Here is a 26,248-nt window from a genome sequence, read left to right on the forward strand (position 1 = left end):
AGGACACCGACCCCCGACACGCCGTCAGCCGACGACGGGCCCCGCCCGCCGTCGACCAGGAAAGGAACCCACCAATGGCGACGCCCGCGCCGTCTCACCCGTCCCCCACTCGGCGCCGGCTCCGCTGGTTGATCCCCGCGCTGTTGTTGCTGGCCTGGGTGATCATCGGCGGGATCACCGGGCCGTTCGCCGGCAAACTGTCGTCGGTCTCCACCAACGACAACAGCGCGTTCCTTCCCGCCTCCGCGGAGTCCACCCAGGTCAACGACGTCCTCGGTCAGTTCCAGGATACCAGTGAGGTGCCGGCGATCGTCGTCGCCGAACGCCGGTCGGGTGTCACCGACGCCGACCGCGAGTACCTCGCCTCGGCCACCGGGGCGTTCGCCGGCAAGCCCGGATTCGGTGCGGCGATGTCCCCCGCCATTCCGTCGCAGGACGGCCAAGCCCTCGTCGTGTACATGCCGATCTCCACCGCGGGCGAACCCGGCGACACCGTCGAGACCCTGCGCGACGGCCTGGAGAATCCACCGGCGGGGCTGACGGTCAAGGTCACCGGGCCGGCCGGACAGATCGCCGACCTGAGCGAGGCCTTCGCCGGCATCGACGGTTTGCTGCTCGTCGTCGCCGGGTCGGTGGTGATCCTGATCCTGATCGTCGTTTACCGCAGTCCGATCCTGCCGTTCGTCGTCGTCATCTCCGCAGTGTTCGCCCTCGCTCTGGCCTCCGGTGCGGTCTACCTGTTGGCCGAGAACGACATCCTGGAACTCAACGGTCAGAGTCAGGGCATCCTGTTCATCCTGGTCTTCGGCGCCGCCACCGACTACGCACTACTGTTGGTGTCCCGTTTCCGGGAGGAACTGACCCACACCGAGGACAAATATCTCGCGATCCGGCGGGCCTGGCGGGCCACCATCGAACCGGTCGGTGCGTCTGCCGGAACGGTCATCCTGGGCGTGTTGTGCCTGCTGTTCAGTGACCTCAACTCCAACCGCAGCCTCGGACCGGTGGCGGCGCTGGGTATCGTCGCCTCCTTCCTCGCGTCGATGACCTTCCTGCCCGCGGTCCTCGCCCTACTCGGCCGGGCGGCGTTCTGGCCGTACCGGCCGGCGCTGTCGACCACGAGCGCCGAGGACGACGACGAGTCCGGGGCGACGCATCGCTTCTGGCACACGATCGCCCAGAAGGTCGCCGCCCGGCCCCGCGCGATCTGGATCGGCACCCTCGTCGTGCTCTTGATCGGGGCGTCGTTCGCACCGCTGTTCCGCTCCGACGGCATCGCCCAGACCGACTACTTCCTCGGCACCGTCGACTCGGTGACCGGTGCGGAGATCCAGTCCCGCCACTTCGACGCCGGTAGCGGCACCCCCACCTGGATCATCACCGACGCCGACCAGGCCGACGAGGTGCTCGCGGCGGTCACCGCCACCGACGGTGTGGCCTCGGCCAGTGTGCTCACCGCCGACGGGACGCCCGTCGTCCGGGACGGCCGGGTGGCCGTGCAGGCGACGCTGTCGGACAACGCCGAATCGCTCGCCGCGCAGGACACCGTCGAGCGCATCCGCGACAAGGTGCATGCGATACCCGACGCGGATGCCAAGGTCGGCGGGACGACGGCGATCGACCTGGACACCCGCACCACCGCCATTCACGATCGCAACCTGATCATCCCGATCGTGCTGGTCGTCGTGTTCGCAGTCCTGGTGTTGCTGCTGCGCAGCCTCGTCGCGCCCGCCCTACTGCTGGCCACCACCGTGGTGTCGTTCGCCGCCACCCTCGGCGTCGCGGCCCTGTTGTTCAACGGGCCCTTCGGTTTTGCCGGTGCCGACCCGGTAGTGCCGCTGTTCGCCTTCGTCTTCCTGGTGGCCCTGGGAATCGACTACAACATCTTCCTGATGACGCGTGTACGCGAGGAATCGATCCGCCACGGCACCCGTGCCGGCGTCATCCGAGGTCTGACCTCCACCGGCGGTGTCATCACCTCGGCCGGCGTGGTCCTCGCGGCCACCTTCGCCGCGCTCGCGGTGATCCCACTGCTGTTCCTGGTCCAGGTCGCCTTCCTCGTCGCCTTCGGTGTCCTGCTGGACACCCTGGTGGTGCGGACGTTGCTGGTGCCGGCCCTCACCCTCGACATCGGACGGCGCATCTGGTGGCCAAGTGCGTTGTCACGCAAGGGCAATGACACCGACGACACCGACGAGGCAGCCGGTCGACGGGCTGCGGATATTTGATGTTTCCTTCTGCGTTACGCGGATCGGGCCACAACCGGCGGGTAACCGGATAGCGTCACCACCACCCGAGCAGGGAGAAGGTGGCCGACATGACCATTGCCGAACACCGCCCGACGATCCGCGAGGATTTCTCCTCGCTGCGTCGCGGCGGATTGAACTGGAACGCACTTCCATTGCGTCTCTTCGTGAAAGGCAACTCCCGATTCTGGGATCCGGCCGCCATCGACTTCCGCACGGACGCTCAGGACTGGGCCGAACTGACCGACGAGCAACGACGGTCGGCGACCTTCCTGGTCTCCCAGTTCGTTGCCGGCGAGGAGGCCGTCACCTCCGACATCCAGCCCTTCATGTCGGCGATGGCGGCCGAGGGGCGCTTCGGCGACGAGATGTACCTGTCGCAGTTCTGCTTCGAGGAGGCCAAGCACACCCAGGTGTTTCGGATGTGGATGGACGCCGTCGGCCTGACCGCCGACCTCAACTCCTTCGTCTCCAAGAACCCCTACTACCGACAACTGTTCTACGAGGAGTTGCCGCATTCCCTGCACCTGCTCGACGCCGATCCGTCACCGCTCAATCAGATCCGGGCCAGCGTCACCTACAACCACGTCGTCGAGGGATCGCTGGCGCTGACCGGCTACTACGCGTGGCACACCGTGTGCACGACCCACGACATCCTGCCCGGGATGCGCCGGCTGATCGGTTTCATCAGCGACGACGAGCGACGTCATATGGCGTGGGGCACCTTCACGTGTCGTCGTCACGTGGCCGCCGACGATTCCCTGTGGGAGGCCGTCACCACCCGTATGGGTGAGTTGATGCCGCTGGCGCTGGGCATGATCTCGTGGGTCAACGAGCAGTTCGACGAGCAGCCTTTCGGCCTCGACAACGACGTGTTCCTCTCCTACGCCGCCGACCGCGCGACCCGACGACTCAACGCGATCGAGTCGGCCCGTGGCCGCGACGTCGCCGAGATCGATCTGGACTACTCCCCCGCCGAACTCGAGGACCGGTTCGGTGAGGAGGATGCGGCGTCGATGGGGGCGTGAGGGCCGATCAGCCAGTCCCGACACCGACGCCGAGCTCGAGGACATCGGCACAGCGTGCCTCGATCAGTGCGCGCTGGTGACTCACCAGCACCATCGCCGCACCCCGATCGACGATCGACGCCAGGACCTCGATGACCACCCGCGCGGCCACCGGATCGAGCATGGCGGTCGGCTCATCGCAGAGGACGATGCTCGGCGACCCCACCACGAGCCTGCCCAGACACGCCCGCTGGAGTTGCCCGTCGCTGACCTCGGCGGGAAACCGATCGAGTAGCTCCCGATCGAGGCCCACCTCGTCGGCGACCTCCGCCACATCGATGTCCCGACCACCGATGGTTGCCGGTTCGGCGACGATCCGCCGCAATGTCCAGCGCGGGTTGGCGACCAGACGAGGATGCTGCGCGAGCATCCCGATCTCGCCGGGACGCCGATTCGGTTGTCCCACATAGTCGATGGCTCCGGCGCACAGCGGGACCAGTCCGGCCAGCGCCCGAAGCAGGGTGGTCTTTCCCGCTCCGGACGGTCCGCTGACCCCGGTCATCCGGCCCGAGCGCGCGGTCAACGACACATCGTCGAGTACCCGCACCCCCGCGAGTTCGACGCCGATGTTCTCCGCGCGCAGCAGGATCGCCGTGCTCACATCGTGGGCCACCGAGGCACCCCCTTCCTCATCGGACCGGCTCGAAGAAGGCACGAACGTAGGCGTCGTCGGCGGTCATGCAGTCATCGGGTGACTCGTGGGCCACCAACGCTCCTCGTCGCATGACCGCGATCGAGGAGCATCTCTCGGCGCGACGCAACGCATCCATGTCGTGCGTGATCACCAGCACCGCCGCACCATCGTCGGCGAGCTCACCCAACAGATCCCAGATCCCCTGTGCCAGAGCCGGGTCGAGGGCCGAGGTGGGTTCGTCGGCGACGATCACCGTGGGGCTGCCCGTGATCGCGGCGGCGACGGCCGCGCGTTGCGCCATCCCGCCGGACAATTCGTGCGGATAGCATCCCAGCGCGTCGGCGGGCAATCGGACGCGGTCACACAACTGCGCCGGGGTGCAGGTCGCGCGGTGGACCGAGATCACCTCTGCCAGTTGCGATTCGAGCGTTCTGACCGGGGTGAAGGAGGTGGCCGGGGATTGCGGAACCAGCCCGACGTGCCGACCACGGAGATCCCGCCATCGCGGGTCACGCACCGACAGGACCTGATCGCCCACCCGGACCGTCCCGGTCACCGCCGAGCCCGGTGGGAGCAAACCCACCAGTGCGGAGGCGAGCATCGATTTGCCGCAGCCGGACTCGCCGATCAGTGCGGTGATCTCGCCGTGCCGCAACTCGATGCTCACCTCGTCGAGAACCCGCACCACGTGGGGCTGCCACCGTCGACGTCCGGTGATGTCGACGGTGAGACCCGCGACCGCAGCCGCGGATGCGGCACTGCGCGTGGCTGATTGGTGAGTCACCATCACCACACCCGCCCGGTCGGCGGACTGGTGACGCGCCGCAGCGACGATCCGGCCGCGGCACACGCGAGTGCCGTGACGATCAGCGCCAGGCCGGGAACCACCAGCGTCCACCACGCGCCGGTGAGGACGTCCCCCCGCGCCTGACCCAGCAGCGTGCCGAGACTGGCCTGGTCGGGCGAGAGTCCGACACCCAGAAACGACAGGGTCGTCTCGTGCCAGACCGCATGGGGCAACAGGATGGTCATGGCCACCAGCGCCTGACCGGTCACCGCGGGCAGCAGGTGGCGTCGGGCGATGAACCAGCGCGAGGCGCCGGTCAGGCGTGCGGTCTCGATCCAGCCGGCCCGCACGTTGTCGAGGAGTTCGGCTCGGACCACGCGCGCCACCGCGGGCCAGTGGGTGAGTCCGATCGAGGCGATGATCGCCACCGGATCGCCACGCCACATCGCGGCAATCACCACCCCCACCACCAGATGCGGCAGCGCGTTGACGCCGTCGACGACCCGCATCACCAGGGCGTCGAACCATCCGCCGATGGTCGCCGCGGCAAGCCCGACCACCAGTCCGATCACGGTGGCGACCACCGCACAGATGGCCGCGATCAGCAGCGAGATCCGTAGTCCTTGGGCGGTCCGGACACCGAGGTCATAGCCGGAGTGATCGCTGCCGAGCAGAAAACCGTCGCCCGGTGCGCGGAGGGCCGAGGCGAAGTCGGCCGACTGGGGTCCCGCGACGATCGGGATGAGAACGGCGCCCAGTGCTATCACCCCGAGAACCATCCACGGCCACGCGAATCCGAGGATGGCGGCGACGCGCGCCCATCGGGCCACCGACCGCGTGGGTGTCGATACCATACCGGTGACGCTCAGATCGGCGCTCATGCGGTCATTCCGATCCGCGGGTCGATCCACACCGCGGCCGCATCGGACAGCGCCGAACCGACCAGCACCAAGGCGGCCGAGCCCACCGACAGCGCAGCCAGCAACGAGAAGTCGAGTGCCACTGCCGAATCCACCAGAGCCTGCGCGAGTCCCGGCCATCCGAAGACGGTTTCGACGATCGCGGCACCGGCGATGAGTTCGGGAAGGCGGGTGCCGAGTAGTGCCAGTGTCGGTAGCACCGACATCGGCGCCACGTGTCCGCGCATCAGACGAATACCACCGATGCCGCGCGCCCGGGCCGCCCGCACCGCGTCGGAGTCGACCGCCTCGATCACCGAGGCTCGCATCGACAGCAACAGCCACGGAATCAAGGACACGGTCAGCGCGATGAAGGGGAGCACCGCGTGCGTCGCGATGCCCTCGAGGGTGTAGGGATCACCCGGCCGACGCGCGCCCGACGTCGGGAACCAGCCGAGTCCCACCGCGACCACACTGACCAGCAGCAGCGAGACCACGAACGGCGGGGTGGAGGCGAGAACGGCTGCCAGCGCCGCACATCCGCGATCGAGGAGTCCGCCGCGACGCATACCGATGACGGCGCCGAGCACGATCGAGATCACGGCCGCGGCCACCAGCGCCGCCAGTGACATCAGCAGCGTGAACGGCATCCGGGCGGCGAGCACGTCGACGACCGGCCGGGTCTGGGTCGACGACCATCCCAGGTCACCGTGGAACACCTCGCGCCACCATCCCCACCATGCCGAGATCGAACTCTCGTCGAGCCCATAGGCGTTGATCACGGCGTCTCGCTGCGACTGCGTCGCCGACTGGAATCGGTCGCCCAGGTAGGCGGTGAGCGGATCGAACGGCGACAGTGCCGCTATCCCGAAGATGCCCAACGACACCAGGATCAGGGTCGGGATCGCGATCAGCAGTCGTCGTCCCAGCAGCGTGAGGGCCGCTCGGCCACGAGATCGTTTCTGGCGTTGGACACGGGCCGGCATCGCCGGTTGCGGGGCTGCGACAGCGGTCCGGTCGTCAACCGAGGTCATGACGTCGGCGCTCCGCCACCCGTCCTCCACGACGGCAGATTCCACCACGGCCCCCACGACGCACCGTGCGAATGCGGCTCCAGGATCGGGGCGTCGTGTGTCCACTCGGCGCCACCCGGATTGCGGGAGGCGTAGGTGTGATGCAGGAAGGTCAGGAACACCGACGACGGCTGCGCCGCGTAGACGCGCTGGATCTCGCGGTAGCGCTCGGTATTCTCCGGCGACGGCGCACTCACCCGGGTTTCGTCAAGCAACTGATCGAGTCCGGGAGCCGTGAAATTGCCCGGGTTCGAGTACGGTGACGAGTCGGCGACCCGCGTGTGCAGGGTGTCATACACCTGCGAATCGATGCTGTACGGGGTCGATCCACCGCCGAGCAGCACGGCGTCCCGACCGAGTCTGGTGTCGATATCGTCCCAGCTCGTCCCGCGCGTATTCACCTCGATGCCAAGGCTTTTCATCTCTGTCGCGAAGGCAACCGCCAGGTCTCTGCGCAATGTGTCGGCGGCGTTGTAGAGCAGGGCGAACGACGCCCGGTTGCCGTCCTTGACACGAATTCCGTCGGCGCCGGGCACCCATCCGGCCCCCTCGAGGATGGCCGCGGCCTCGCCGGCGTCGAAGGTGAACGAGGCAGCAGCGTCGTAGGCGTCGCCGTAGACCGGGGCGATCGGGGTGCTCGCCGGCTCGCCGTTGCCGGCGAGGACATCGGTGACCATCGCCTCGCGATCGACGCCACGGTTCATCGCCAGGCGCGCCCGCGGATCCGAGGTGAAGGCATTGGCGGCCGGCAGCGAGACCGCCCGCCAGTCCGCCGATCGCCCCGCAACCACCTCGACACCGTCGCGATCACGCAGTGAATTGGCCAGCCGGGGAGGCAGATTGGCTCCGTCGACCTCGTCGGCGGTGACCCGCTGCGCACGGGTGTTGTCGTCGGGCACATAGCTGTAGACGATGCGCCTCAGTTGCGGTGTGCCGCCCCAATAGTCGTCACGGGCCACCAGGACCGCCTGATCCGGTGAGAGGGTGTCCAGCCGGTAGGGACCGGTGCCCACGGGGTTGGTGTTGAGCGTCCATTCCGCGGCCGGAGCATCCTGCACCTTCTCCGAGGGCACGATGCCCAGGAGCAGGTAGGGCGAGGGGTCGGCGGCCGTGCTCATCTGCACGGTCACCGCGAGCGGCCCGTCTTCGGTCATCTCGGCGATCGGGGCGGTGTCGGTGGAGATCTCGGAAGCCACCCGGGGATCACGCACCGCCCGGTAGGTCGCGACCACGTCGGCGGAATCGAAGGTGGTGCCATCGGAGAAGGTGACGCCCTCGCGCAGGGTGACCCGCCAACGGTTGGAGCCGTCGATGCGGATCGGCTCCGAATCCGCGAGCGACGGAACGAGATCGGGAACCCGATCATCAGAATCGGCCTGCGGACGGAGCAGGCCCTCATAGATCGGCGAGACCCCGAGCTGCCCGTAACCCATCATCGGACTGAAATCACCGAGCTCCTGACCTTCGGCCAGCACCAGCTGGTCGTCCGCCTGCCCCGAACCGCCCGAACAACCGGCGATCACCACCGCGACAGTCACGGCCGCTCCGACCACCGGCGTCACACGACGCAACATCGCACACCCCTACCCCTGATTGGACCATTTAGCTGATTACCTGAACATATGACTAGGTACTCAGCACAGTGTCCAATCCTCGCAATTCGGGCGCCCGATGGGAAGGCCGACGGCTCAAGACTGCCCACCCGGACAGGGCCTGGCCAAGAATTAGAACAGGTTCTAATCTGATGGGGTGGATGTCACCTTCGATGCGACCCGACGAGAACTCGCCACCGAGCAGGGCGTGCTGCGCTATCACTTCGCCGCACCCGGTGGTGACGACGACACGACCTCGCCACCGCTGATCCTGCTACACGGTTCCGGACCCGGGGTCACCGGCTGGCGCAACTACCGCGGCAACCTGGGCCGCTTCGCGCAGACGCACCGCTGCTACGTCGTCGAGTTCCCCGGTTTTGGCGTCAGCGATCCGGTCGAGGGTCATCCGGTACTCACCGCCGGCTCGTCGGTGATCCGCTTCATGGACGCCCTCGGCATCGAGCGGGCACCGATGATCGGCAACTCCATGGGCGGCGTCGTCGGCGTCAATCTCGCGATCAAGAAACCCGACCGCGTCGAGAAACTCGTGACCATCGGCGGCGTCGGCCCCAACGTCTTGAGCCCCAGCCCGAGCGAGGGCCTCCGCCTGCTGCAGGAGTTCACCGACGATCCGGACCGCGACAAGCTGGTGCGCTGGCTGAACTCGATGGTCTTCGACCGTTCGCTGGTGACCGAGGAGTTGATCGAGGAGCGCATGCAGGCCGCGATCCATCCGGACGCCCAGAAGACCGCCCAGATGATGTATGGCTCAGCAGCTTTCGAGATGCAGCAGAAGTTCCTGGCCGCCTCCGACACGCCGCCCTACTGGTCGATGATGCACAAGATCTCCTGCCCCACCCTGCTCACCTGGGGCCGCGACGACCGCGTCAGCCCGCCGGACATGGCGATGGTCCCGATGCGCCTCATCCCCGACGCACAACTGCACATCTTCCCGCGGTGCGGGCATTGGGTGATGATCGAGGCCAAAGCGGCCTTCGAGTCGACGGTGGCGGCGTTCTTGGCGGGGTGATCTGGTGCGGCGGGCGGAGGAAGCGCGTTGCCATGCCCGCCTGCCGCTCCGCACCGTGATTCTCGGCCGGGTGCTCAGCAGTTCCATACTCGTCTGCCGCATACTCGCCCGCATCGTCCTCCCAACCTTCGGCGGTCGCCAGAATTCGGCGATCGCCAGAAACTTCGGGGAATCGGCAACCCTTCCGACAAGCCCTCTCGGCGACGAGAACCATCCGCGCGTCGTGAACCATCCGCGCGTCGTGGCGCCTCCTCCGACCCTGTATCGCGCGGACGTTCCGACATGTCACTATTCCGCTCGATCCAGCCCGGTCGCAACGCCCTGCAACCCTGTCGTTCGATGTGACCCACGCCATACCCTGCGGTCGTACCCACCCGCCTGGGCACATCCCCTGGGCACATCCAAGGAGTTCATTCATGAGCAACGACAGCATGATTCGCCCGCTCAACGGAAAGGTCGCCCTGATCACCGGAGCCGGCCGCGGGATCGGCCGAGGGATCGCCCTACGCCTGGCCCGCGACGGCGCAGACGTCTGTCTCGTCGACCTCGGTGCCGACGGCATCGAGTCGGTCGCCGCGGAGGTCGGCGAGATCGGTTCCAAAGCAACCACGTTCGTCGCCGACGTCAGTAAGCGCGACGAGGTGTTCGCTGCTGTGGAGCACGCGTCCTCGGCGTTGAGCGGTCTCGACATCATGGTGAACAACGCCGGCATCGCGTTGGTTGCACCAATCGCCGAGTCGACCGAAGACCAGGTCACCACGTTGTGGAACGTCAACGTCAACGGGGTGCTGTGGGGAATCCAGGCGGCCGCCGCCAAGTTCATCGAACTCGACCGACCCGGGAAGATCATCAACGCCTCCTCCATCGCCGGCCACGACGGATTCCCGATGCTCGGCGTATACAGCGCAAGCAAATTCGCGGTGCGGGCGCTGACACAGGCGGCGGCCCGGGAACTCGCCGATAGGCAGATCACCGTCAACGCCTACTGCCCCGGCGTCGTCGGCACCGACATGTGGGTGGAGATCGATCAGCGTTTCGCCGACCTGACCGGCGCCGAGGTGGGTGCGACCTACGACAAGTTCGTCTCCGGTATCGCACTCGGCCGCGCCGAAACCCCGGATGACGTCGCGGGTTTCGTCTCGCATCTCGCCGGGCCGGATTCCGACTACATGACCGGCCAGGCCGGCCTGATCGACGGCGGTCTGGTGTTCCGCTGAACGCCGGGATCACCTCCCGCTCAGCCAAGTGCTTCCCGAGTACGCGGGAAGCAGACGAGTACGCAGAAAATTGATTGCGCGACCCGCCCCACCCTGGCAGAGTCTGTCCACGCACGAGGAAGCAGCCGGTCGCGGGGTACCGTCGATCATGTTCTGCGCGTTGTATTCTCGTGCCTCCATTTCAGGTATGGCTGCTGCTAACGGCTGAGGTTCGACTCCTCGACAGGCACCGCCCCCGGGATCTCGGGTGGCGTCGGTCTTGCGGTCCTGCGCGCGGTTCGCCGTGCGCGTGACCCCACCGGCGCGCCCGCCCGCGGGCGGTGTCAGCGGAGCCATCGACGAAGTGGGACAACCGAACACACCACAGACATGTGCGCCCACAACCGGAAGGAGGTCCGCCATGTCCCTGATTCCCAAGCTCGAGAAGATCCTCGTTCCCGTCGGCAACCGTGCCCTCGAATACCGCAACGGGCAACTGACGCGGACCCTCGCGCCCGGCAAGCACCTGCGGCGTCGTCACGCGACCTACAGCTGGGTCGATCTGCGTGAACAGGTGATCGCGGTGGCGACACAGGAGATCCTGACCGCCGACACCGTGTCGGTGCGCGTCTCGATGGCGTTGCGCGTCAACGTCGTCGACGCGGTCGCCTTCGTCGAGCGCAGTCGCGATCCGTGGTCGGCGATCTACCTCGCGGCCCAGATCGCGGTGCGTGAGGTGTGCGCGTCGATCACCGTCGAGGACCTCCTGCGTCGCGGCGGTGTCGTCGACGTCGACGCCATCCTCGGCGCCACGCGGTCGATCGCCGACGGCGTCGGCGTGACGGTGCACGAGGTGTTCGTCAAGGACATCATCGCACCAGCCGAGATCCGCTCGGCAGCTACCGAGTTGGTCACGGCGAAGGCTCGTGGTCTGGCCAAGCTGGAGACCGCGCGCGCCGAGACCGCGGCACTGCGCTCGCTGGCGAACGCCGGCCGACTGCTCGACGCCCACCCGGCATTGGCGCAGCTGCGCCTGGTACAGGAGGCGCCGTACGGCACGAAGGTGGTGCTGTCGGTGGGTGATTCCGCCACAACGCCCACCGAGCCGACCACCGAGGACTGACGAAACCGGGGGAAGAGTCATTCTTCCCCCGGTTCTCGGTTTGCTCCCCAGAAGTATCCGGGGAGCGAAAAGAAAAGTGGGGGAGGAATATTCCTCCCCCACTTTCAGAAGCAGGTCATCTCCGAGAGATCAGACTCAGTACTTCTCGCCCTTGGCGGCCTTCTCGACGAGCGAGGCCGGCGGCTCGAACTGGCTGCCGAACTTGGCGGCGAGCTCGCGGGAACGGTCGACGAAGCCCTGCAGGCCGCCGGAGTACTGGTTCATGTACTGGACGACACCGCCGGTCCACGCCGGGAAGCCGATCCCGAAGATCGAGCCGATGTTGGCGTCCGGCACCGAGGTGATGACGCCCTCCTCGATGCACTTGGCGGTCTCGAGCGCCTCGGCAAAGAGCATGCGCTCCTTCATGTCCTCGAGCGAGACCTTCTTGCTGCCGGACTTGAAGTGCTCACGCAGACCCGGCCACAGCTCGGTGCGCTTGCCGCTCTCGTCGTAGGAGTAGAAGCCCGCGCCTTCCTTCTTACCCGGACGACCCTGCTCGACGAGGTAGTCGATGACGTCGAAGGAGCCGTGATGCGGGAACTCCGTGCCCTCGGCCTCGGCGGCATCCTGACCCGACTTGCGGATCTTCTGCATCAGAACGAGATTCAGCTCGTCCGACAGCTGCAGCGGGGCGGCCGGGTAGCCGGCCTGGGTGCCCGCATGCTCGATGAACGCCGGCTCGATGCCCTCGCCGACGGCCGCGATGGCCTCGTTGATGAAGGTGCCGATCACGCGGCTGGTGAAGAAGCCGCGGCTGTCGTTGACCACGATCGGGGTCTTGCGGATCTGCAGGGTGTAGTCGATCACCTTGGCCAGCACCGCATCCGAGGTCTTCTCACCGCGGATGATCTCCACCAGCGGCATCTTGTCGACGGGCGAGAAGAAGTGGATGCCGATGAAGTCTTCCTGGCGCTTGACGCCCTGAGCGAGGATGGTGATCGGCAGGGTCGAGGTGTTCGAGCCGAGGATCGCGTCGGGTTCGACGATGTCCTCGATCTCCTGGAACACCTTGTTCTTGACCTCGACCGACTCGAACGCGGCCTCGATCACCAGGTCGACGCCCTTGAAGTCCTGGGGATCGACGGTCGGGGTGATCCGGGCGAGCAGGGCGTCACTCTTGTCCTGCGTGGTCTTACCGCGCGAGAGCGCCTTCGCCTCGAGCTTCTCCGCATAGCCCTTGCCGCGCTTGGCGGCCTCGATGTCGATGTCCTTGAGGACGACCTCGATACCGGCCTTGGCCGAGACGTAGGCGATCGCAGCGCCCATCATTCCGGCACCGATGACACCGACCTTCTTGGCGGTGTACTTCTCGATGCCCTCGGGCCGCGAACCACCGTTGTTGATGTGCTGCAGGTCGAAGAAGAACGCCTTGATCATGTTCTGCGCGACCTGGCCGGTGACCAGCGAGACGAAGTAGCGGGTCTCGATGATGTCGGCGGTGTCGACGTCGACGTAGGCGCCTTCGATGGCCGCGGCCAGGATGGCACGCGGAGCGGGCATGTTGGCGCCCTTGATCTGCTTGCGCAGCAACGCCGGGAAGGCGGGCAGGTTGGCCGCGACCGCCGGGTTGGTGACCGCGCCGCCGGGCATCTTGTAGCCCTTGACGTCCCACGGCTGCTGGGCCTCGGGGTTCGCGGCGATCCAGGCCTTGGCGGCCGGGACCAGTTCCTCGATCGAGCCGACGACCTCGTCGATCAGGCCCATCTCCTTGGCCTTGGTCGGATTGAGGCGCGGACCCTGCAAGAGCACGTTCATCAGCGCGTTCTGGAAGCCGAGCAGGCGCACGGTACGGACAACGCCACCGCCGCCGGGCAGCAGGCCGAGCGTGACCTCGGGCAGGCCGAGCTGATTACCCTTGACGTCCGCGGCGATGCGGTACTGGGTGTGCAGGGCGATCTCCAGGCCGCCGCCGAGAGCCGCGCCGTTGATGGCCGCGACCACCGGCTTGCCGAGGGTCTCCAGCCGGCGCAGCACCTTCTTCATGCCGTTGGTGCGTTCGGTGATCGCGGTGGCGATCTCCTCCTTGCTCTGCGTGCGCTCGGAGGTCATGTCCTTCAGGTCGCCGCCGGCGAAGAAGGTCTTCTTCGCCGAGGTGAGCACGACACCGGTGATGTCGTCCTTCTCGGCCTCAAGGCGATCGACGGTCTCGGCGATGGAGTCCATGAACGTCTGGTTCATGGTGTTGGCGCCCTGGCTCTTGTCGTCCATGGTGAGCAGGACAACGCCGTCGGCGTCCTTCTCCCAGGAAATCATGTTGTCACTCATGGTGTTTCGAAATTTCTTTCTGCTCGGAAGGTCAGAGACGCTCGATGATGGTCGCGACACCCATACCGCCACCGATGCACAGGGTGACCAGGCCGTAACGGCCGCCGGTGCGCTCGAGCTCGTCGAGGCAGGTACCCAGGATCATCGCGCCGGTCGCGCCGAGCGGGTGGCCCATGGCGATCGCGCCGCCGTTGACGTTGACCTTCTCGTGCGGGATCTTGAGGTCCTTCATCCACTTCATCACGACCGACGCGAACGCCTCGTTCAGCTCGAAGACGTCGATGTCGTCCACGGTCAGGCCGGCCTTCTTCAGAGCCAGCTCGGTCGCCGGGGTGGGGCCGGTGAGCATGATCGACGGCTCCGAGCCGACCTCGGCGAAGGAGACGATACGGCCGCGCGGGGTCAGACCGTTGCGCTTACCCGCGGCCTCGCTGCCGACCAGCACGATCGCGGCGCCGTCGACGATGCCGGAGCTGTTGCCGCCGGTGTGGACGTGGTTGATCTTCTCCAGGTCGGGGTAACGCTGCATGATGACGTCGTCGAACCCGGCCATCTCGGCGAGAGCGGCGAAGGCAGGCTTGAGCTTGCCGAGTGACTCGACAGTGGTGCCCGGGCGGCGGTGCTCGTCGTGGTCGAGCACGATGACACCGTTGATGTCACGTACCGGAACGACCGACTTGGCGAAGAACCCACTGGTCCATGCCTTCTCGGCACGATTCTGCGACTCCACGGCGAAGGCGTCGACGTCCTCACGGGAGAATCCCTCGATGGTGGCGATGGTGTCGGCACCGATGCCCTGCGGGGTGATGTAGTTGTCGTAGGCGGTGGCCGGGTCCATGAACAGGGCGCCGCCGTCGCTGCCCATCGGCACGCGCGACATCGACTCGACACCGCCGGCCATCACCAGGTCGTCGAAGCCCGAGGCGACCTTGGCGGCGGCCAGGTTGGTGGCCTCCAGACCCGAGGCGCAGAAGCGATCGATCTGAGTTCCCGGGACGGTCTCGGGCAGCCCGCTGTTGAGCGCGGCGGTACGGGCGATGACGCCACCCTGCTCGCCGACCGGGGACACGACGCCGAGGATCACGTCGTTGACGTCGGCGGGATCGAGGCTGCCGTGACGGGCCAGGACCTCGTTGATGATGCCGCTGGCCAAGTCGACCGGCTTGACGCTGTGCAGCGCTCCACCGCGCTGCTTGCCACGGGGCGTACGCAGCGCCTCGTAGATGAATGCTTGATCGGCCACGAGTGTGTTCCTTTCACATGAACCATCAGACGGTTACCCAGACAGGCTAACGCGGAATAACTTGTTTGACCATACCCCGAGGTCAAGACTTGATCTGATCCGGGGAACGTGCGCTATGGTCGATTCACCATGTCACCCTCCAGATCACCCCGACGCGCCCGCCCGGCCGACCGTAAGCAGCAGCTGGTCGACCACGCGGCGACGCTGTTCGCCGAGCGCGGCTACGCCCAGGTCTCGCTGGCCGACATCGCGCGCGCGGCCGGGGTGACCGCCCCGAGCGTGTACCGGCACTTCGCCGACAAACACGCGTTGCTCGCGGCCGCGGTGATGGGCGGCGTCGACGAACTCGAATCCTGCACCGACCGCGTCCTGGCCGACGACACTGCCACCCTCGACGATCTGATCTCGACGGTCTGCGCCCTCGGCGTCCGCAATCCCGCCTCGACGTCGCTGTGGCGTTCGGCAAGCCAGCATCTGCGCGACGACGAGAACCGTGAGGTGGTGCTGCGCATCCGCGGCGTGGTGCACCGATGGGCCGGTGTCCTCGCCACCACCACCGCGATACCCGAACGCGACGCCGTCGAGGTCTGCTGGGCGACGCTGTCGATCGTGGGCAGCCTCGGTGTGCACAGCACCCGGCTGTCCACCGCCCGCGCCCTGGCGAGCATCGAATCCCTTGTGCACCAACTGATCACCCTGCGCCCGGACACCGCACCACCGCTGGCAGCGCCACCCTCGATGGGCATCGGCGAGCGCACCCGACGCGACGAGATCCTCGACGCCGCGGCCGATCTGTTCGCCCGGCGGGGGTACACCGGAGTCGGCGTCGACGACATCGGCGCGGCCGTGGGGATCACCGGCCCGAGCGTGTACCGGCATTTCAGCTCCAAACTCGCCATCCTGCTCGGCATCGGTCAGCGCAGCGCCACCCGGCTGGAGGCCGGTGCGATGGCGGCCTACGGCACCACCTCCGATCCGGCGAAAATTCTTGCACTGCTGGTGGATTCGTACGTCGGCGTGATCACCTCCAGCCCGGATCTGTCGGTCGCGTTCAACAACTCCGCCGTCCTCGCCGGCCAGTCGAGCGCCAACGACCTCCTCGATGTGCAACGCCGCTACGTCGCGCGCTGGGTGGAACTGATGACCCAAACCCATCCCGACATCCCCCGCGAACAGGCCACGGTCGCCGTGCATGCCGCGCTGTCGATCGTCAACGACGCGGTCCGTGTGCGTCGCGGGACGTCGCGGCCCGAATTCCCGGGCCGGATGGCGTATCTGACGAAGGGCGTGTTGGGGATCTGAGGCTCGGCGCGAGTCCCGCATGCCGTCCCCGTGGGCTTGCTAAACTCACCCGCGACCACGACGACGGGAGACCGCCCACGATGAGTACCGCGGACGACGAGCCCCGCTACTCCCGCGACGAGCTGATCGACTACCTCGGCGTCTCCCCCGAGTACGCACAAAAACTGTGGAACGCTTTCGGTTTCGCTCATCGTCACACCGACGACAAGATCTTCACCGAGAACGAGGCCGCGGCGCTACGGCTGTTCGCGAGCTCCGAGGAGACCCTGCCCGAGGGCGCCCAGATCGCCACCGCGCGGGCGATCGGCCAGACGATGGCACGCCTGACCGATTGGCAGGCCGATCAACTCCTCGAGCTCGACCGCAACCCCGATGTCCCGTGGTCGCAGGAGCAGATGATCACGGCGATGGACGCGATCCAGCGCCTCATCTGGCGACGCCATCTGAAGCTCGCGCTCGAGGCCGACATCGCACGCGAGTCCGACGAGGAACTCGACCTCGTCGTCGGCTTCGTCGACATCGTCGGCTACACCAGCCTGTCCCGCCGCATCGGGATGAGTGAGCTCGAGAAGCTCCTCGAGACCTTCGAGTCCCGAGTGTTCGACATCGTCACCGATCGTGACGGTCACGTCATCAAGACCCTCGGGGACGCGGTGATGTTCAGCTTCTCCGGCGGCGTCGACGCCGCCGACGCCGCGCTGGAGATCCAGAAGCTCAGCGACCACGACCCCATTCCCCCGTTGCGGGTCGGGTTGGCCAAGGGGGCCGTCCTGACCCGTCTCGGCGATCTGTTCGGCGAGCCGGTGAACATCGCTGCGCGGCTGTGCGGTTCGGCCCGCCCCGGTACCGTGCTGGTCGACGAGGCACTCGCCGGGCACCTCGTCGACGCCGAGCCGTTCTATCTGAAATCGATGTCGTCGCTGTCGGTCCGCGGATACCGTCGCCTCAAGGCATATGTGTTGGAGGCCAACAAGTATTACTCACCGGACGGTTCCGCGAAGCCCGGCCCGGTCGCCGGTGACGCACCCACCGCGCCGTAGACCCGCACCTCGGTCGCCTTCACCGTCAGGTACACCGGCGCGCCGGGCCCGAGGCCCAGTTCGGCAACCGACTCCCAGGTGACCTCCGCGGCGATGACGTGCCCGTCGCACCGTGCACGGACCACCGCCCGATCACCGCGCGGTGCGACCTCGTCGATCTCCGCGCGCCAGGTGTTGCGCGGACTCCCGTGTGGTTCGTGCGGATACAGCGCCACCGCGCGGGGGGAGAACGCGGCGGCCGCGGGAGAACCGGCGTCGAGGTCATCGATCGCGGTGCCGACCACTCGCAAACCCTCTGCGCCGACGACGGTGGCCGGCTCGGTGAACCGTCCGGTCACCAGGTTGACGCCGGACAGGGTTGCGGCGAAATGTGTTTCGGGATGAGCGAGGACCGTCGTCGTCGGCCCGGATTGCACGATCGCGCCGTGATCGATGACCGCCAGCCGATCGGCCAGACCGACGGCATCGACGAGATCATGGGTGACCAGCAGCGTCGCTCCCGCCCGTTCGGCGAGCAGCCCTCGCATGAGTGATCGCATCTGTTGGGCCACATCGACATCCAATGCGGCGAACGGCTCGTCGAGGAGGAGCACGTCGGGTTCGGTGGCCAGTGCCCGCGCGATCGCGACGCGTTGTGCCTGTCCCCCGGACAATCCGGCGGGCATGCGGTCGGCCAGGTCGGCGACGCCGACCGCCGTCATCCACCGCCGTGCCCGCTCCCGCACGGCCGGTTTCGGTAATCCCCGTGCCGCCGGACCGAATTCGACGTTACGACACACCGACAGGTGCGGGAACAACCGGGCCTTCTGCTCCAGCAGCACCACGTTACGGCGATGCGGCGCGACAAACACACCGTCGCCCTGCAGGATGCGATCGCCGAAGGACACCGTGGAGCCGGGGGTGCGGCGCAATCCGGCCAGCACCGACAGCAACGTCGATTTCCCGGCGCCATTCGGTCCGAGGACACCGAGCGTGGTTCCGGGAGCCACCTCGATGTCGGCGGTCAGATGCGGGATATCGCAGCGCACTCGGGCCCGAAGAACCGGCCCGGTACCATCGGGATCATCTGAGCTGAAATCCTTCTCGCTCACGCGAATCGCCCCGATCCGCGTCGCAGGTGAACCCCGATCACCACAAGCAACGCCACCACCATCAACACCAGCGCCAGCGGCAGCGCCTCGAGCGGGTCGTTGATCGAGTCGAGGTAGATCTTCAACGGCGCGGTCTGCGTGGTTCCCGGCAGGTTGCCCGCGAAGGTGATGGTGGCCCCGAACTCGCCGAGGGCACGGGCGAAGGCGAGCACACCGCCGGCGATCAGCGCCGGCACCACCAAGGGCAACGTCACCCGCCACAGGGTTCTCGTCGGCGAGGCCCCCAGCGTGGCGGCGACCTTCTCGAAATCGTCGCCGGCACTGCGTAATGCGCCCTCCACACTGATCACCAGGAAGGGCAGCGAGACGAAGGTCTGGGCGATGACGACGGCGGGTGTGGTGAAGGCGATGGTGATCCCGGCCCGGTCGAGGTACTGCCCGACGAGTCCGTATCGGCCCAGCGCATAGAGCAGCGCGATACCACCGACGACCGGCGGTAACACCAACGGCAGCAACACCAGGGCGCGGACGATGCGCACCACCATCGAGTCATACCGGGCGAACACGATGGCCATCGGCACCCCGAGGCAGACACAGATGATCGTGCTGATCACCGCGGTGACGACGCCGAGCCGCAGCGCCGCAAGCGAATCCGGCGAGGTGACCGACTCCCAGAAGATTCCCCATGGCATCCGCACGATGATCGCGATCGGTCCGATGAGGATCAGTCCGACACCGAGGAGTGCCGGAAGGTGAATCCAGACGGGAACGCGACGCACGAACGACCGGTGCCGACTCAGACCGGCGGGGCGAAGCCGGCGTCGGTGAGGACCTTCTGCCCGGTGTCGCCGAGCACCAACTGGACGAACTCCTCGGCCAACTGCTGATGGGTGCTCGCCTTCAGTGTGGCGATCGGATAGTTGTTGACCACGTTGGTGAATGCGGGATCGCCGACCGCGGTCACCTTGGCGCCCGCGGCCTTGGCGTCGGTAACGTACACCAGACCCGCGTCGGCCTCACCGGAGGTCACCTTGGTCAGTACCGCGGTGACCGATGACTCCTCGCTGACCGGGGTGATGTCGATCCCGGAGTCCCGTTCCACCTGGGCGGTCGCGGCGCCACAGGGCACCTCGACCGCGCACACCACCGTCTTGATGCCCGGATTGGTCAGGCTCGCAAAGCTTTCCACGCCTTTGGGATTACCGGGGGCGGTGACGATGGTCAGGGTGTTGCGGGCGAAGATCTGCGGAGTGTTCACCTTGTCGCCGAGTTTGGTCATGGTGGCCTCGTCGGCGGTGGCGATCACGTCGGCGTCGGCCCCCTGATTGATCTGGTTGACCAGGGCCGACGACCCGGCGAAGCTCGGCTTCACGTCGACGTCGGGATGCTGCTGCTCAAAGGCCTTCTCGATCGCGGTGAAGGTCTGTTTGAGCGACGCCGCCGCGTACACATTCAGGATTGTCGTCGAACTGCTGTCGTCATCCGACGAGCATCCGGCGGCCGCGACGGTGACCGCGGCAATCGCGACCAGTACACCGATGACTCGACGCATTTCTCCGAACCTGGACATGCACTCTCCTGTCATGATTGCCGACCACCTCCTCAGAGGTCGGCCGCGTTGCGTTCGACGATGACCGTGGTGGCCTTGACGACGGCGGTCGCCACCACCCCGGGCTCGAGTCCGAGTTCGCGGGCGGCCTCGGCACTCATCAGCGAGGTCACCGAGAACGGACCGCATTGCATGCCGACCTTGGCCATCACGCCGTCCATCTCGACATCGGTGACCAGTCCGGTGAAGCGGTTGCGGGCCGATCGCAGCACCGGCGAGTCGTCGGCGGCCGCCCGCGCGCGCTCCACGGCGAGCTCGGCGAGGCGTGCCCCGTCGACCGTCGTCACCGCACCGTCGGCGGAGGACTTGTCGGTGGTCGTCGGTAACGTTCCGGCCGCAATCCATCGACGCACGGTGTCATCACTGACCCCGAGCAATGCGGCGGCGTCACGGACCCGAATGGAGGACATGAGCTCACCCTATCCGCAACTGAGAGATAAGTGGCGCCCACGGCACGCAGATGCGGTTAGATGACTCGATTCGCGCCGTCACCGATGAGTTCGGGCACCGGCCCGAGTCGGTCTCTGCGGATTGCACGACAACCGAAAAATTCACTGGCCAAACCACCCCTACCGTCGATTAGCGTGGAGACTCATGAGCGCACACCCCACACCTTCCGCCTCGCCCGCGATCGAGGCGATCGATCTCGTCAAGACGTTCGGTGATTTCACGGCCGTCGACGGGGTGTCATTCTCGGTGCCCACCGGCACGGTCCTGGGCCTGCTCGGCCCCAACGGCGCCGGCAAGACCACCATCGTCCGGATGATGACGACGCTGTCGCTGCCCACCAGCGGCACCGCCCGGATCGCCGGGTACGACGTCGTCGACTCGCCAGAAGCGGTGCGGCGCAACATGGGCCTCACCGGGCAGGCCGCCACGGTCGACGAGATCCTCACCGGCCGTGAGAACCTCAAGATGATCGGTGGTCTGTACGGCATCGGTCGGCGTGACCTGACGCGGCGCAGTGAGCGACTCCTCGAGCAGTTCTCACTCACCGAGGCCGGCGACAAGCAGGTGCGGTCGTATTCCGGCGGTATGCGCCGCCGCCTCGACCTCGCCGTCTCACTGCTGGCCGCACCCCCGGTGCTGTTCCTCGACGAACCCACCACCGGGCTCGATCCCCGCAGTCGCAACGAGCTGTGGGATGTGTTGCGCGAGTTGGTCGATGCGGGCACCACCCTGTTGTTGACCACGCAGTACCTGGAGGAGGCCGACCAGCTCGCCGACGACATCGTCGTCATCGACCGCGGTTCGGTGATCGCGCACGGCACGCCGATGCAGCTCAAGGAGCAGGCCGGCGCCGCCAGCGTCGTCATCACCCTGTCCGACGAGGACGCCCTCCCGCAGGCCCGAGAGTTGCTGGCCCGCACCGGCAACGAGGTGTTCGTCGACGCCGGCGCACGCACCGTCACCACCGCCGCGTCGGGGCTGTCGGATCTGACCCGCATCGCCGGCTGGTTCGACGAGTCGCAGATCGCCGTCGACGACCTCGGCCTGGTCCGCCCCAGCCTCGACGACGTCTTCCTGACCCTGACCGGCCACCGTGCCGAAGACACCGCCGACGACGCGTCGGAAACCGAAGGAGCAGCATGACCACCACCGCCTCCACCTCATCCACCGCGCCGTCGGCCACCGTCGACCGACCGGCCGTGCACCAGACCAATCTCGCACAGCAGTCATGGATCATGGTGCGCCGCAATCTGATCCACACTCGACGCATGCCGGAGATGCTGTCGGACGTGACGATCCAGCCGATCATGTTCGTGGTGCTGTTCGCCTACGTCTTCGGCCCGGCGATCAGCCTCGGCGTACCGGGCGTCAGCTACAAGGAGTATCTGCTGCCCGGCATCATGGGGCAGACCATCGTATTCACCGCGTTCATCGTCGCCACCGGCATCACCGCCGACCTCGAGAAGGGCATCGTCGACCGCTTCCGTTCGCTCCCCATCCGACGGTCGTCGGTGCTCGTCGGGCGCAGCGTCGCCAGCCTCATCCACTCGTCCATCGGCATTGTGGTGATGGCGATCACCGGCCTCATCATCGGCTGGCGCATCACCACATCGGTCGGCGAGGGCATCCTCGGATTCGCCCTGGTGCTGCTGTTCGGGTTCGGGATGATCTGGTTCGGCATCCTCATCGGATCGTGGCTGCGCAGCGTCGAGGCCGTCAACGGTTTCATGTTCTCGGTGCTGTTCCCGCTGACCTTCGTCTCCAACGCCTTCGTCCCGACGCAGAACATGCAACCGTGGCTGCGGGCGATCGCCGAGTGGAACCCGATGTCGGCCATGGTCCAGGGCATGCGGGTGCTGTGGGGCAACGGCCCCGACGCCCCCGCCGACGCCGCGTGGCCGCTGCGTCATCCCGAGCTCGCCACCCTCATCTGGGCGGTGATCCTGACCGCGGCGTTTGCCCCGTTCGCTCTACGGAACTACGCCAAGCGGACCGCGGACTGAGTCCACGGCGGGACCCCGGCCCGGTGTCGGCAGCGCTCGAAACCCGTTGACAGCGCCCGGAATCCCGTTGACAGCGCCCGGTTCTCCATTGACAGCGCTCAATTCTCCACTGACAGCGCCCGGAATCTCGTTGACAGCGCCCGGTTCTCCACTGACAGCGCCCGCTACTACTCCGTCGCTGCCAATGCCGCGAGCGGATCACTGTAGATCGCGTCCAGGGCCACCGCGCCGGCCGCCTGCTGCTGCACGGTCGCACCCGAATGCGATACGCGCACATCCCGGTTCGGAATCACCGAGGTTTCCCGGAGTGCCGCGGCAACGGCCGGCAGGGTGGTCGGGTAGTCGGTGAAGGCCTGACCGCCGAGGATGACGTGATCGGGATTGAAGATGTCGGCGATCAGTGCCACAGTCCGACCGAGCACCTGCGCACGCTCATCGAGCAGGGCGCGCGCGGTGGCGTCACCGCCGCGCGCCAGCGCGAGGATACCCTCGATGTCCTCGACGGGAAGGTTCAGTGACTGCGCCGCCTCGACGACGCCGGTGTCGCTCACCGTCGGCTCGAGTCGTCCCGTGCGGTTGGGGTCGAGCAGCGTCGTGCCCGCGGCCGGGAAGTGGCCGATCACCGGCGGACCGCCCGCGGGCGTGTGCACGGTGCCGTCGACGCTGAACGCGATGCCGACCATTTCGCGGGCGTAGAAATAGAGGAAACTCGACCGCTGGTCGGTGTCGGCCTCGGACGGATTGACGACGAGTTCGGCGGCCGCCATCGCCTCCACATGCGAGGCCACCGATACCGGCAGTCCCACCGATTCGGCGATGACACGCCCCACGGGCGCCTGATCCCAGCCGAGTCGCGGATGGTCGACGAACCCGCCCGGCGATACACGACCACCGATGGCCACGCCGGCCCACAGGATGCGGCGATTGGTCCAGCGACCGAGGAACCGTCGGGCGCTGTCGCCGATGGCCGACAGCGTCTGCTCGGGTGATTCGGCGACCGGGGTGGGGATCTGGATCGCGCCGACCACCCGATGCAGCAGATCGTGGGTGGTGATGGAGGTGACCTTGTAGCCGATGTGGATACCGAGGGTGAGGTAGGTCGCGACATTGAGCTCGAACGGCAGCCGCGGCCGTCCGATGGCCCCGGCCGGTGCGAGGTCGGCGCGTTCGCGTAGCAGCCCGGCCTTCAGTAGGGCCCCGACCTGCCGGTTCACCGTCGAGATCGAGAGGCCGGTCAGTTCGGCGGCCTCGTCGCGGAACACCGGCCCGGACAGCCGGGCGGTACGCAGCACCAAGGCGGCGGGCTTGTTGGAGAGCTCGAGCTGCGGAGTCGCAACGTGAATGGCCCGACCCCCTCTACGGTGCGCCCGCTCCGGCGCCGGACCCGGAACCGGCCGCGGCCTGGTGGTGCGGATGGGGGCCGTCGCGGTGCGGGTGCGGTGGTCGATCGTTGCGGTCATCAGATTTGTGTCCTCGTGAATGTGCCACAGGCGCCGATGGGCGTCCAACGAACGGTGGTCGGCGTGGACCACACCGGAACGCGCGCAATCAGGGCGGTGGGATGGAAGTTGTCGCATATGGGAAGGGGAATCAAGCCGGGCGTCGGATTCTGAGCAGACGCGCGTCAGAGGGCGATTCAGGGCATTCGGCGACAACAACACAGGACACGAGCAAACGGCAGACGACATCCCAGGGCGGTGATCATGTAGGTCACCTCCGGGATACGGGTCTGCTCGCTCGAAGCCATGAGAGAAAAGCTAGCAACGGCAGACGCTGCGAGGCAACCCTCACGGGGGTTCGTCACACCACCGTTTCGGCATCCTGACCTGCGCACATACGCGTTCACCGGCGACAATAGGCCCGTTCGGCGAACTCCACCCCGGTTAGACGCACAGCGCGCAAAACTCGTCGGTAGAAGCTGTCGGTGGCACGACGTAGCCTTGATCACATGTCCGGCCCCACCGCGACCCCCACGCCCTCGGCCACCTCCGATGCGGAGTTTCTGCAGGCCATCGAGCCGCTTCGACGCGAGATCATCGCGCACTGCTATCGCATGATGGGTTCCCATCACGACGCCGAGGACCTCGCCCAGGACACGTTCCTGCGGGCCTGGCGCGCCTACGACAAGTTCGACGGTCGCTCGTCGGTCCGCACCTGGTTGCACAAGATTGCCACCAACACCTGCCTCACGGCCCTGCAGAGTCGGCAGCGCAGGCCGCTGCCGTCGGGTCTCGGCGGCGACGCGTACGACCCGACCGACACCCTCGCCCAGGATCACGAAGTGCCCTGGCTCGAGCCGTACGCGGGAACCGTCGACGAGATCACGCCCGGCGACGACGCCGACCCCGCCTACGTCGTCGGGGCGCGCGAATCCATCCGGCTGGCCTTCATCGCCGCCCTCCAGCATCTGCCGGAGCGTCAGCGAGCGGTGCTGATCCTGCGCGACGTCCTGCAGTGGAAGGCCGCCGAGGTCGCCGACACCATCGGGGTGAGCACCGCAACCGTCAACAGCCTGCTGCAACGTGCTCGCGTACAGCTGAAAAATGCCCACCCCGAACAGGATTCGCCCGCGCAGCTGGACGACGCCGCGCAACGCGAGTTGCTGGCGAAGTACGTGTCGGCCTTCGAGCGGTACGACGTCGACGCCATCGTCGACCTCTTCACCGATTCGTCCATCTGGGAGATGCCGCCGTTCACCGGGTGGTATCTGGGCGCCGAGGCCATCGGAACACTCATCCGCGGCAATTGTCCGGCGGAGAAGGCCGGGGATCAGATTCTGCTGCCGACCATCGCCAACGGTCAACCCGCATTCGGTCTCTACATGCGCGAACCCGACGGCATCCACCGCCCCTTCCAACTCCAGGTCCTCGAACTCGATCCGGGGTCCGCGACTCTCGCCCACGTCGTCGCCTTCTTCAGTGACACCATGGTCGAGGACTTCGCCCGGTTCGGGCTCCCACCGGCACCGTATGACGCCCCGCCCGCCGACGGCCCCAGCGCGTATCACCAGGTGGGACGGGACTGAAAGCCCACGTCTCGAAACCGCCTCACCCTGCAGAAATCCGCGATCCGTCCATCCAGACGACCTCCCAGGCATGCCCGTCGAGGTCGCAGAAGCTGCGTGAGTACATGAATCCGAGATCCTCGGGTTCTCGCAGTACGGTGGCCCCACCGGCCAGTGCCCCGTCGACGCAGACGTCGACGTCCTGACGCGTCGATGCGGAGAACGCGACCACCGTCTCGCGGGCCTGGCCGGGATCGCAGATCGGGGTCGCGGCATAGCCTGCGAAGCGGCTCCGCGCGTGCAGCACCACCATCGTCTGCCGATTCACCCGCATACATGCTGTGTTCTGATCACAGAACACAGCATCGAAGGAGAAACCCAGCCGGCCGAAGAACGCGCGTGCGCGGGCGACGTCGACGACCGGCAGGTTGAAGCACCCCAGGTTTCGTGCCACCTCGTTGGTGGGCTACCTGCTGGTAGTGACCCCAGCGTAGTAGGTTGCCTCGTACTCGTTGGGCGGGACCAGGCCGATCGACCCGTGTAACCGGGTGG

Annotated in this window: 23 protein-coding genes; 10 read left to right on the forward strand and 13 right to left on the reverse strand. The window is 67.0% G+C overall.

Going from position 1 to position 26,248, the window contains the following annotated elements:
• Positions 1 to 74 precede the first annotated feature (74 nt).
• Both ABLE94_RS07455 and ABLE94_RS07460 read left to right on the forward strand, forming a co-directional pair.
• Positions 75 to 2,228: an MMPL family transporter gene (locus tag ABLE94_RS07455; protein ID WP_348806478.1), complete on the forward strand. Its 2,154-nt coding sequence runs from the start codon at positions 75 to 77 to the stop codon at positions 2,226 to 2,228.
• Between the two features lie 89 nt (positions 2,229 to 2,317).
• The gene (locus ABLE94_RS07460; RefSeq protein ID WP_348806479.1) at positions 2,318 to 3,274 is read left to right on the forward strand and encodes a R2-like ligand-binding oxidase; all 957 of its coding nucleotides are present in this window, start codon (positions 2,318 to 2,320) and stop codon (positions 3,272 to 3,274) included.
• Between the two features lie 7 nt (positions 3,275 to 3,281).
• Here the strand turns inward: ABLE94_RS07460 and ABLE94_RS07465 are convergent, their stop codons facing one another.
• The 5 genes from ABLE94_RS07465 to ABLE94_RS07485 form a co-directional block, all read right to left on the reverse strand.
• Complete coding sequence (locus ABLE94_RS07465; protein WP_425476157.1) at positions 3,282 to 3,926, reverse strand: ABC transporter ATP-binding protein; 645 nt, start codon at positions 3,924 to 3,926, stop codon at positions 3,282 to 3,284.
• Positions 3,927 to 3,942: 16 nt separating this feature from the next.
• Positions 3,943 to 4,734: an ATP-binding cassette domain-containing protein gene (locus ABLE94_RS07470; protein ID WP_348808459.1), complete on the reverse strand. Its 792-nt coding sequence runs from the start codon at positions 4,732 to 4,734 to the stop codon at positions 3,943 to 3,945.
• Positions 4,734 to 5,513, reverse strand: a complete 780-nt coding sequence (locus ABLE94_RS07475) for an ABC transporter permease (protein WP_348806549.1) — start codon at positions 5,511 to 5,513, stop codon at positions 4,734 to 4,736. Before ABLE94_RS07475 ends, ABLE94_RS07470 begins: the two co-directional genes overlap by 1 nt.
• 98 nt (positions 5,514 to 5,611) lie before the next feature.
• Positions 5,612 to 6,619: an ABC transporter permease gene (locus ABLE94_RS07480; protein WP_348806550.1), complete on the reverse strand. Its 1,008-nt coding sequence runs from the start codon at positions 6,617 to 6,619 to the stop codon at positions 5,612 to 5,614.
• Positions 6,620 to 6,663: 44 nt separating this feature from the next.
• Positions 6,664 to 8,280 (reverse strand): ABC transporter substrate-binding protein, encoded by a 1,617-nt coding sequence (locus tag ABLE94_RS07485; protein WP_348806481.1) that lies wholly within the window; start codon positions 8,278 to 8,280, stop codon positions 6,664 to 6,666.
• 175 nt (positions 8,281 to 8,455) lie between these two features.
• On the opposite strand from ABLE94_RS07485, the gene ABLE94_RS07490 reads away from it, so the two are divergent.
• From ABLE94_RS07490 to ABLE94_RS07500, 3 genes are all read left to right on the forward strand, one after another.
• Positions 8,456 to 9,328 carry an alpha/beta fold hydrolase gene (locus tag ABLE94_RS07490; RefSeq protein ID WP_348806482.1) on the forward strand — a complete coding sequence of 291 codons (873 nt, stop codon included), beginning with the start codon at positions 8,456 to 8,458 and terminating at the stop codon, positions 9,326 to 9,328.
• A gap of 416 nt (positions 9,329 to 9,744) precedes the next feature.
• On the forward strand, positions 9,745 to 10,545 hold the full coding sequence (locus tag ABLE94_RS07495) for an acetoin reductase (protein WP_348806483.1): 801 nt from the start codon (positions 9,745 to 9,747) through the stop codon (positions 10,543 to 10,545).
• A gap of 400 nt (positions 10,546 to 10,945) precedes the next feature.
• Positions 10,946 to 11,647, forward strand: a complete 702-nt coding sequence (locus ABLE94_RS07500) for a slipin family protein (protein WP_348806484.1) — start codon at positions 10,946 to 10,948, stop codon at positions 11,645 to 11,647.
• Between the two features lie 135 nt (positions 11,648 to 11,782).
• Here ABLE94_RS07500 and ABLE94_RS07505 read toward each other — a convergent pair whose 3' ends face one another.
• Together ABLE94_RS07505 and ABLE94_RS07510 are read right to left on the reverse strand one after the other, a co-directional pair.
• A complete protein-coding gene (locus tag ABLE94_RS07505) occupies positions 11,783 to 13,954 on the reverse strand; it encodes a 3-hydroxyacyl-CoA dehydrogenase NAD-binding domain-containing protein (protein ID WP_348806485.1) in 2,172 nt (723 codons plus the stop codon).
• A 31-nt stretch (positions 13,955 to 13,985) separates the two neighbouring features.
• Entirely contained in the window at positions 13,986 to 15,197 is a 1,212-nt protein-coding gene (locus ABLE94_RS07510) for an acetyl-CoA C-acetyltransferase (protein WP_348806486.1), read from the reverse strand.
• Between the two features lie 129 nt (positions 15,198 to 15,326).
• Here ABLE94_RS07510 and ABLE94_RS07515 point away from each other — a divergent pair, with 129 nt between their 5' ends.
• The gene (locus ABLE94_RS07515; protein WP_348806487.1) at positions 15,327 to 16,499 is read left to right on the forward strand and encodes a TetR/AcrR family transcriptional regulator; all 1,173 of its coding nucleotides are present in this window, start codon (positions 15,327 to 15,329) and stop codon (positions 16,497 to 16,499) included.
• Between the two features lie 80 nt (positions 16,500 to 16,579).
• Positions 16,580 to 17,539 carry an adenylate/guanylate cyclase domain-containing protein gene (locus ABLE94_RS07520; protein ID WP_348806488.1) on the forward strand — a complete coding sequence of 320 codons (960 nt, stop codon included), beginning with the start codon at positions 16,580 to 16,582 and terminating at the stop codon, positions 17,537 to 17,539.
• Here ABLE94_RS07520 and ABLE94_RS07525 read toward each other — a convergent pair.
• From ABLE94_RS07525 to ABLE94_RS07540, 4 genes are read right to left on the reverse strand one after another with little or no spacing between them, the layout of a single operon-like run.
• Complete coding sequence (locus ABLE94_RS07525; RefSeq protein ID WP_348806489.1) at positions 17,476 to 18,630, reverse strand: sulfate/molybdate ABC transporter ATP-binding protein; 1,155 nt, start codon at positions 18,628 to 18,630, stop codon at positions 17,476 to 17,478. The genes ABLE94_RS07520 and ABLE94_RS07525 overlap by 64 nt on opposite strands.
• On the reverse strand, positions 18,627 to 19,409 hold the full coding sequence (locus tag ABLE94_RS07530) for an ABC transporter permease (RefSeq protein WP_348806490.1): 783 nt from the start codon (positions 19,407 to 19,409) through the stop codon (positions 18,627 to 18,629). Before ABLE94_RS07530 ends, ABLE94_RS07525 begins: the two co-directional genes overlap by 4 nt.
• A gap of 17 nt (positions 19,410 to 19,426) precedes the next feature.
• A complete protein-coding gene (gene modA, locus ABLE94_RS07535) occupies positions 19,427 to 20,200 on the reverse strand; it encodes a molybdate ABC transporter substrate-binding protein (RefSeq protein ID WP_348806491.1) in 774 nt (257 codons plus the stop codon).
• A gap of 32 nt (positions 20,201 to 20,232) precedes the next feature.
• Complete coding sequence (locus ABLE94_RS07540) at positions 20,233 to 20,649, reverse strand: TOBE domain-containing protein (protein ID WP_348806492.1); 417 nt, start codon at positions 20,647 to 20,649, stop codon at positions 20,233 to 20,235.
• A 184-nt stretch (positions 20,650 to 20,833) separates the two neighbouring features.
• Here ABLE94_RS07540 and ABLE94_RS07545 point away from each other — a divergent pair, with 184 nt between their 5' ends.
• Together ABLE94_RS07545 and ABLE94_RS07550 are read left to right on the forward strand one after the other, a co-directional pair.
• Positions 20,834 to 21,832 carry an ATP-binding cassette domain-containing protein gene (locus ABLE94_RS07545; RefSeq protein WP_348806493.1) on the forward strand — a complete coding sequence of 333 codons (999 nt, stop codon included), beginning with the start codon at positions 20,834 to 20,836 and terminating at the stop codon, positions 21,830 to 21,832.
• Complete coding sequence (locus ABLE94_RS07550) at positions 21,829 to 22,692, forward strand: ABC transporter permease (protein ID WP_348808460.1); 864 nt, start codon at positions 21,829 to 21,831, stop codon at positions 22,690 to 22,692. The genes ABLE94_RS07545 and ABLE94_RS07550 overlap by 4 nt, the downstream gene beginning before the upstream one ends.
• 167 nt (positions 22,693 to 22,859) lie before the next feature.
• Here ABLE94_RS07550 and ABLE94_RS07555 read toward each other — a convergent pair whose 3' ends face one another.
• Positions 22,860 to 24,152 (reverse strand): ROK family protein, encoded by a 1,293-nt coding sequence (locus ABLE94_RS07555; RefSeq protein ID WP_348808461.1) that lies wholly within the window; start codon positions 24,150 to 24,152, stop codon positions 22,860 to 22,862.
• Positions 24,153 to 24,640: 488 nt separating this feature from the next.
• On the opposite strand from ABLE94_RS07555, the gene ABLE94_RS07560 reads away from it, so the two are divergent.
• A complete protein-coding gene (locus ABLE94_RS07560; protein ID WP_348808462.1) occupies positions 24,641 to 25,717 on the forward strand; it encodes a sigma-70 family RNA polymerase sigma factor in 1,077 nt (358 codons plus the stop codon).
• A 22-nt stretch (positions 25,718 to 25,739) separates the two neighbouring features.
• On the opposite strand, the gene ABLE94_RS07565 is transcribed toward ABLE94_RS07560, so the two are convergent.
• Entirely contained in the window at positions 25,740 to 26,150 is a 411-nt protein-coding gene (locus tag ABLE94_RS07565) for a VOC family protein (RefSeq protein ID WP_348808463.1), read from the reverse strand.
• Positions 26,151 to 26,248: the final 98 nt, after the last annotated feature.

Source organism: Gordonia sp. VNK1, assembly GCF_040049135.1.
Taxonomy (GTDB): domain Bacteria; phylum Actinomycetota; class Actinomycetes; order Mycobacteriales; family Mycobacteriaceae; genus Gordonia; species Gordonia oleivorans.

Bases quoted from the DNA above. Each gene is read 5' to 3' on its own strand.
- ABLE94_RS07455 (WP_348806478.1), top strand. From the start codon at position 75: ATGGCGACGCCCGCGCCGTCTCACCCGTCCCCCACTCGGCGCCGGCTC.
- ABLE94_RS07460 (WP_348806479.1), top strand. From the start codon at position 2,318: ATGACCATTGCCGAACACCGCCCGACGATCCGCGAGGATTTCTCCTCG.
- ABLE94_RS07470 (WP_348808459.1), bottom strand. From the start codon at position 4,734: ATGGTGACTCACCAATCAGCCACGCGCAGTGCCGCATCCGCGGCTGCG.
- ABLE94_RS07475 (WP_348806549.1), bottom strand. From the start codon at position 5,513: ATGGTTCTCGGGGTGATAGCACTGGGCGCCGTTCTCATCCCGATCGTC.
- ABLE94_RS07480 (WP_348806550.1), bottom strand. From the start codon at position 6,619: ATGCCGGCCCGTGTCCAACGCCAGAAACGATCTCGTGGCCGAGCGGCC.
- ABLE94_RS07485 (WP_348806481.1), bottom strand. From the start codon at position 8,280: ATGTTGCGTCGTGTGACGCCGGTGGTCGGAGCGGCCGTGACTGTCGCG.
- ABLE94_RS07495 (WP_348806483.1), top strand. From the start codon at position 9,745: ATGAGCAACGACAGCATGATTCGCCCGCTCAACGGAAAGGTCGCCCTG.
- ABLE94_RS07500 (WP_348806484.1), top strand. From the start codon at position 10,946: ATGTCCCTGATTCCCAAGCTCGAGAAGATCCTCGTTCCCGTCGGCAAC.
- ABLE94_RS07505 (WP_348806485.1), bottom strand. From the start codon at position 13,954: ATGAGTGACAACATGATTTCCTGGGAGAAGGACGCCGACGGCGTTGTC.
- ABLE94_RS07515 (WP_348806487.1), top strand. From the start codon at position 15,327: ATGTCACCCTCCAGATCACCCCGACGCGCCCGCCCGGCCGACCGTAAG.
- ABLE94_RS07520 (WP_348806488.1), top strand. From the start codon at position 16,580: ATGAGTACCGCGGACGACGAGCCCCGCTACTCCCGCGACGAGCTGATC.
- modA (WP_348806491.1), bottom strand. From the start codon at position 20,200: ATGTCCAGGTTCGGAGAAATGCGTCGAGTCATCGGTGTACTGGTCGCG.
- ABLE94_RS07540 (WP_348806492.1), bottom strand. From the start codon at position 20,649: ATGTCCTCCATTCGGGTCCGTGACGCCGCCGCATTGCTCGGGGTCAGT.
- ABLE94_RS07545 (WP_348806493.1), top strand. From the start codon at position 20,834: ATGAGCGCACACCCCACACCTTCCGCCTCGCCCGCGATCGAGGCGATC.
- ABLE94_RS07550 (WP_348808460.1), top strand. From the start codon at position 21,829: ATGACCACCACCGCCTCCACCTCATCCACCGCGCCGTCGGCCACCGTC.
- ABLE94_RS07555 (WP_348808461.1), bottom strand. From the start codon at position 24,152: ATGACCGCAACGATCGACCACCGCACCCGCACCGCGACGGCCCCCATC.
- ABLE94_RS07560 (WP_348808462.1), top strand. From the start codon at position 24,641: ATGTCCGGCCCCACCGCGACCCCCACGCCCTCGGCCACCTCCGATGCG.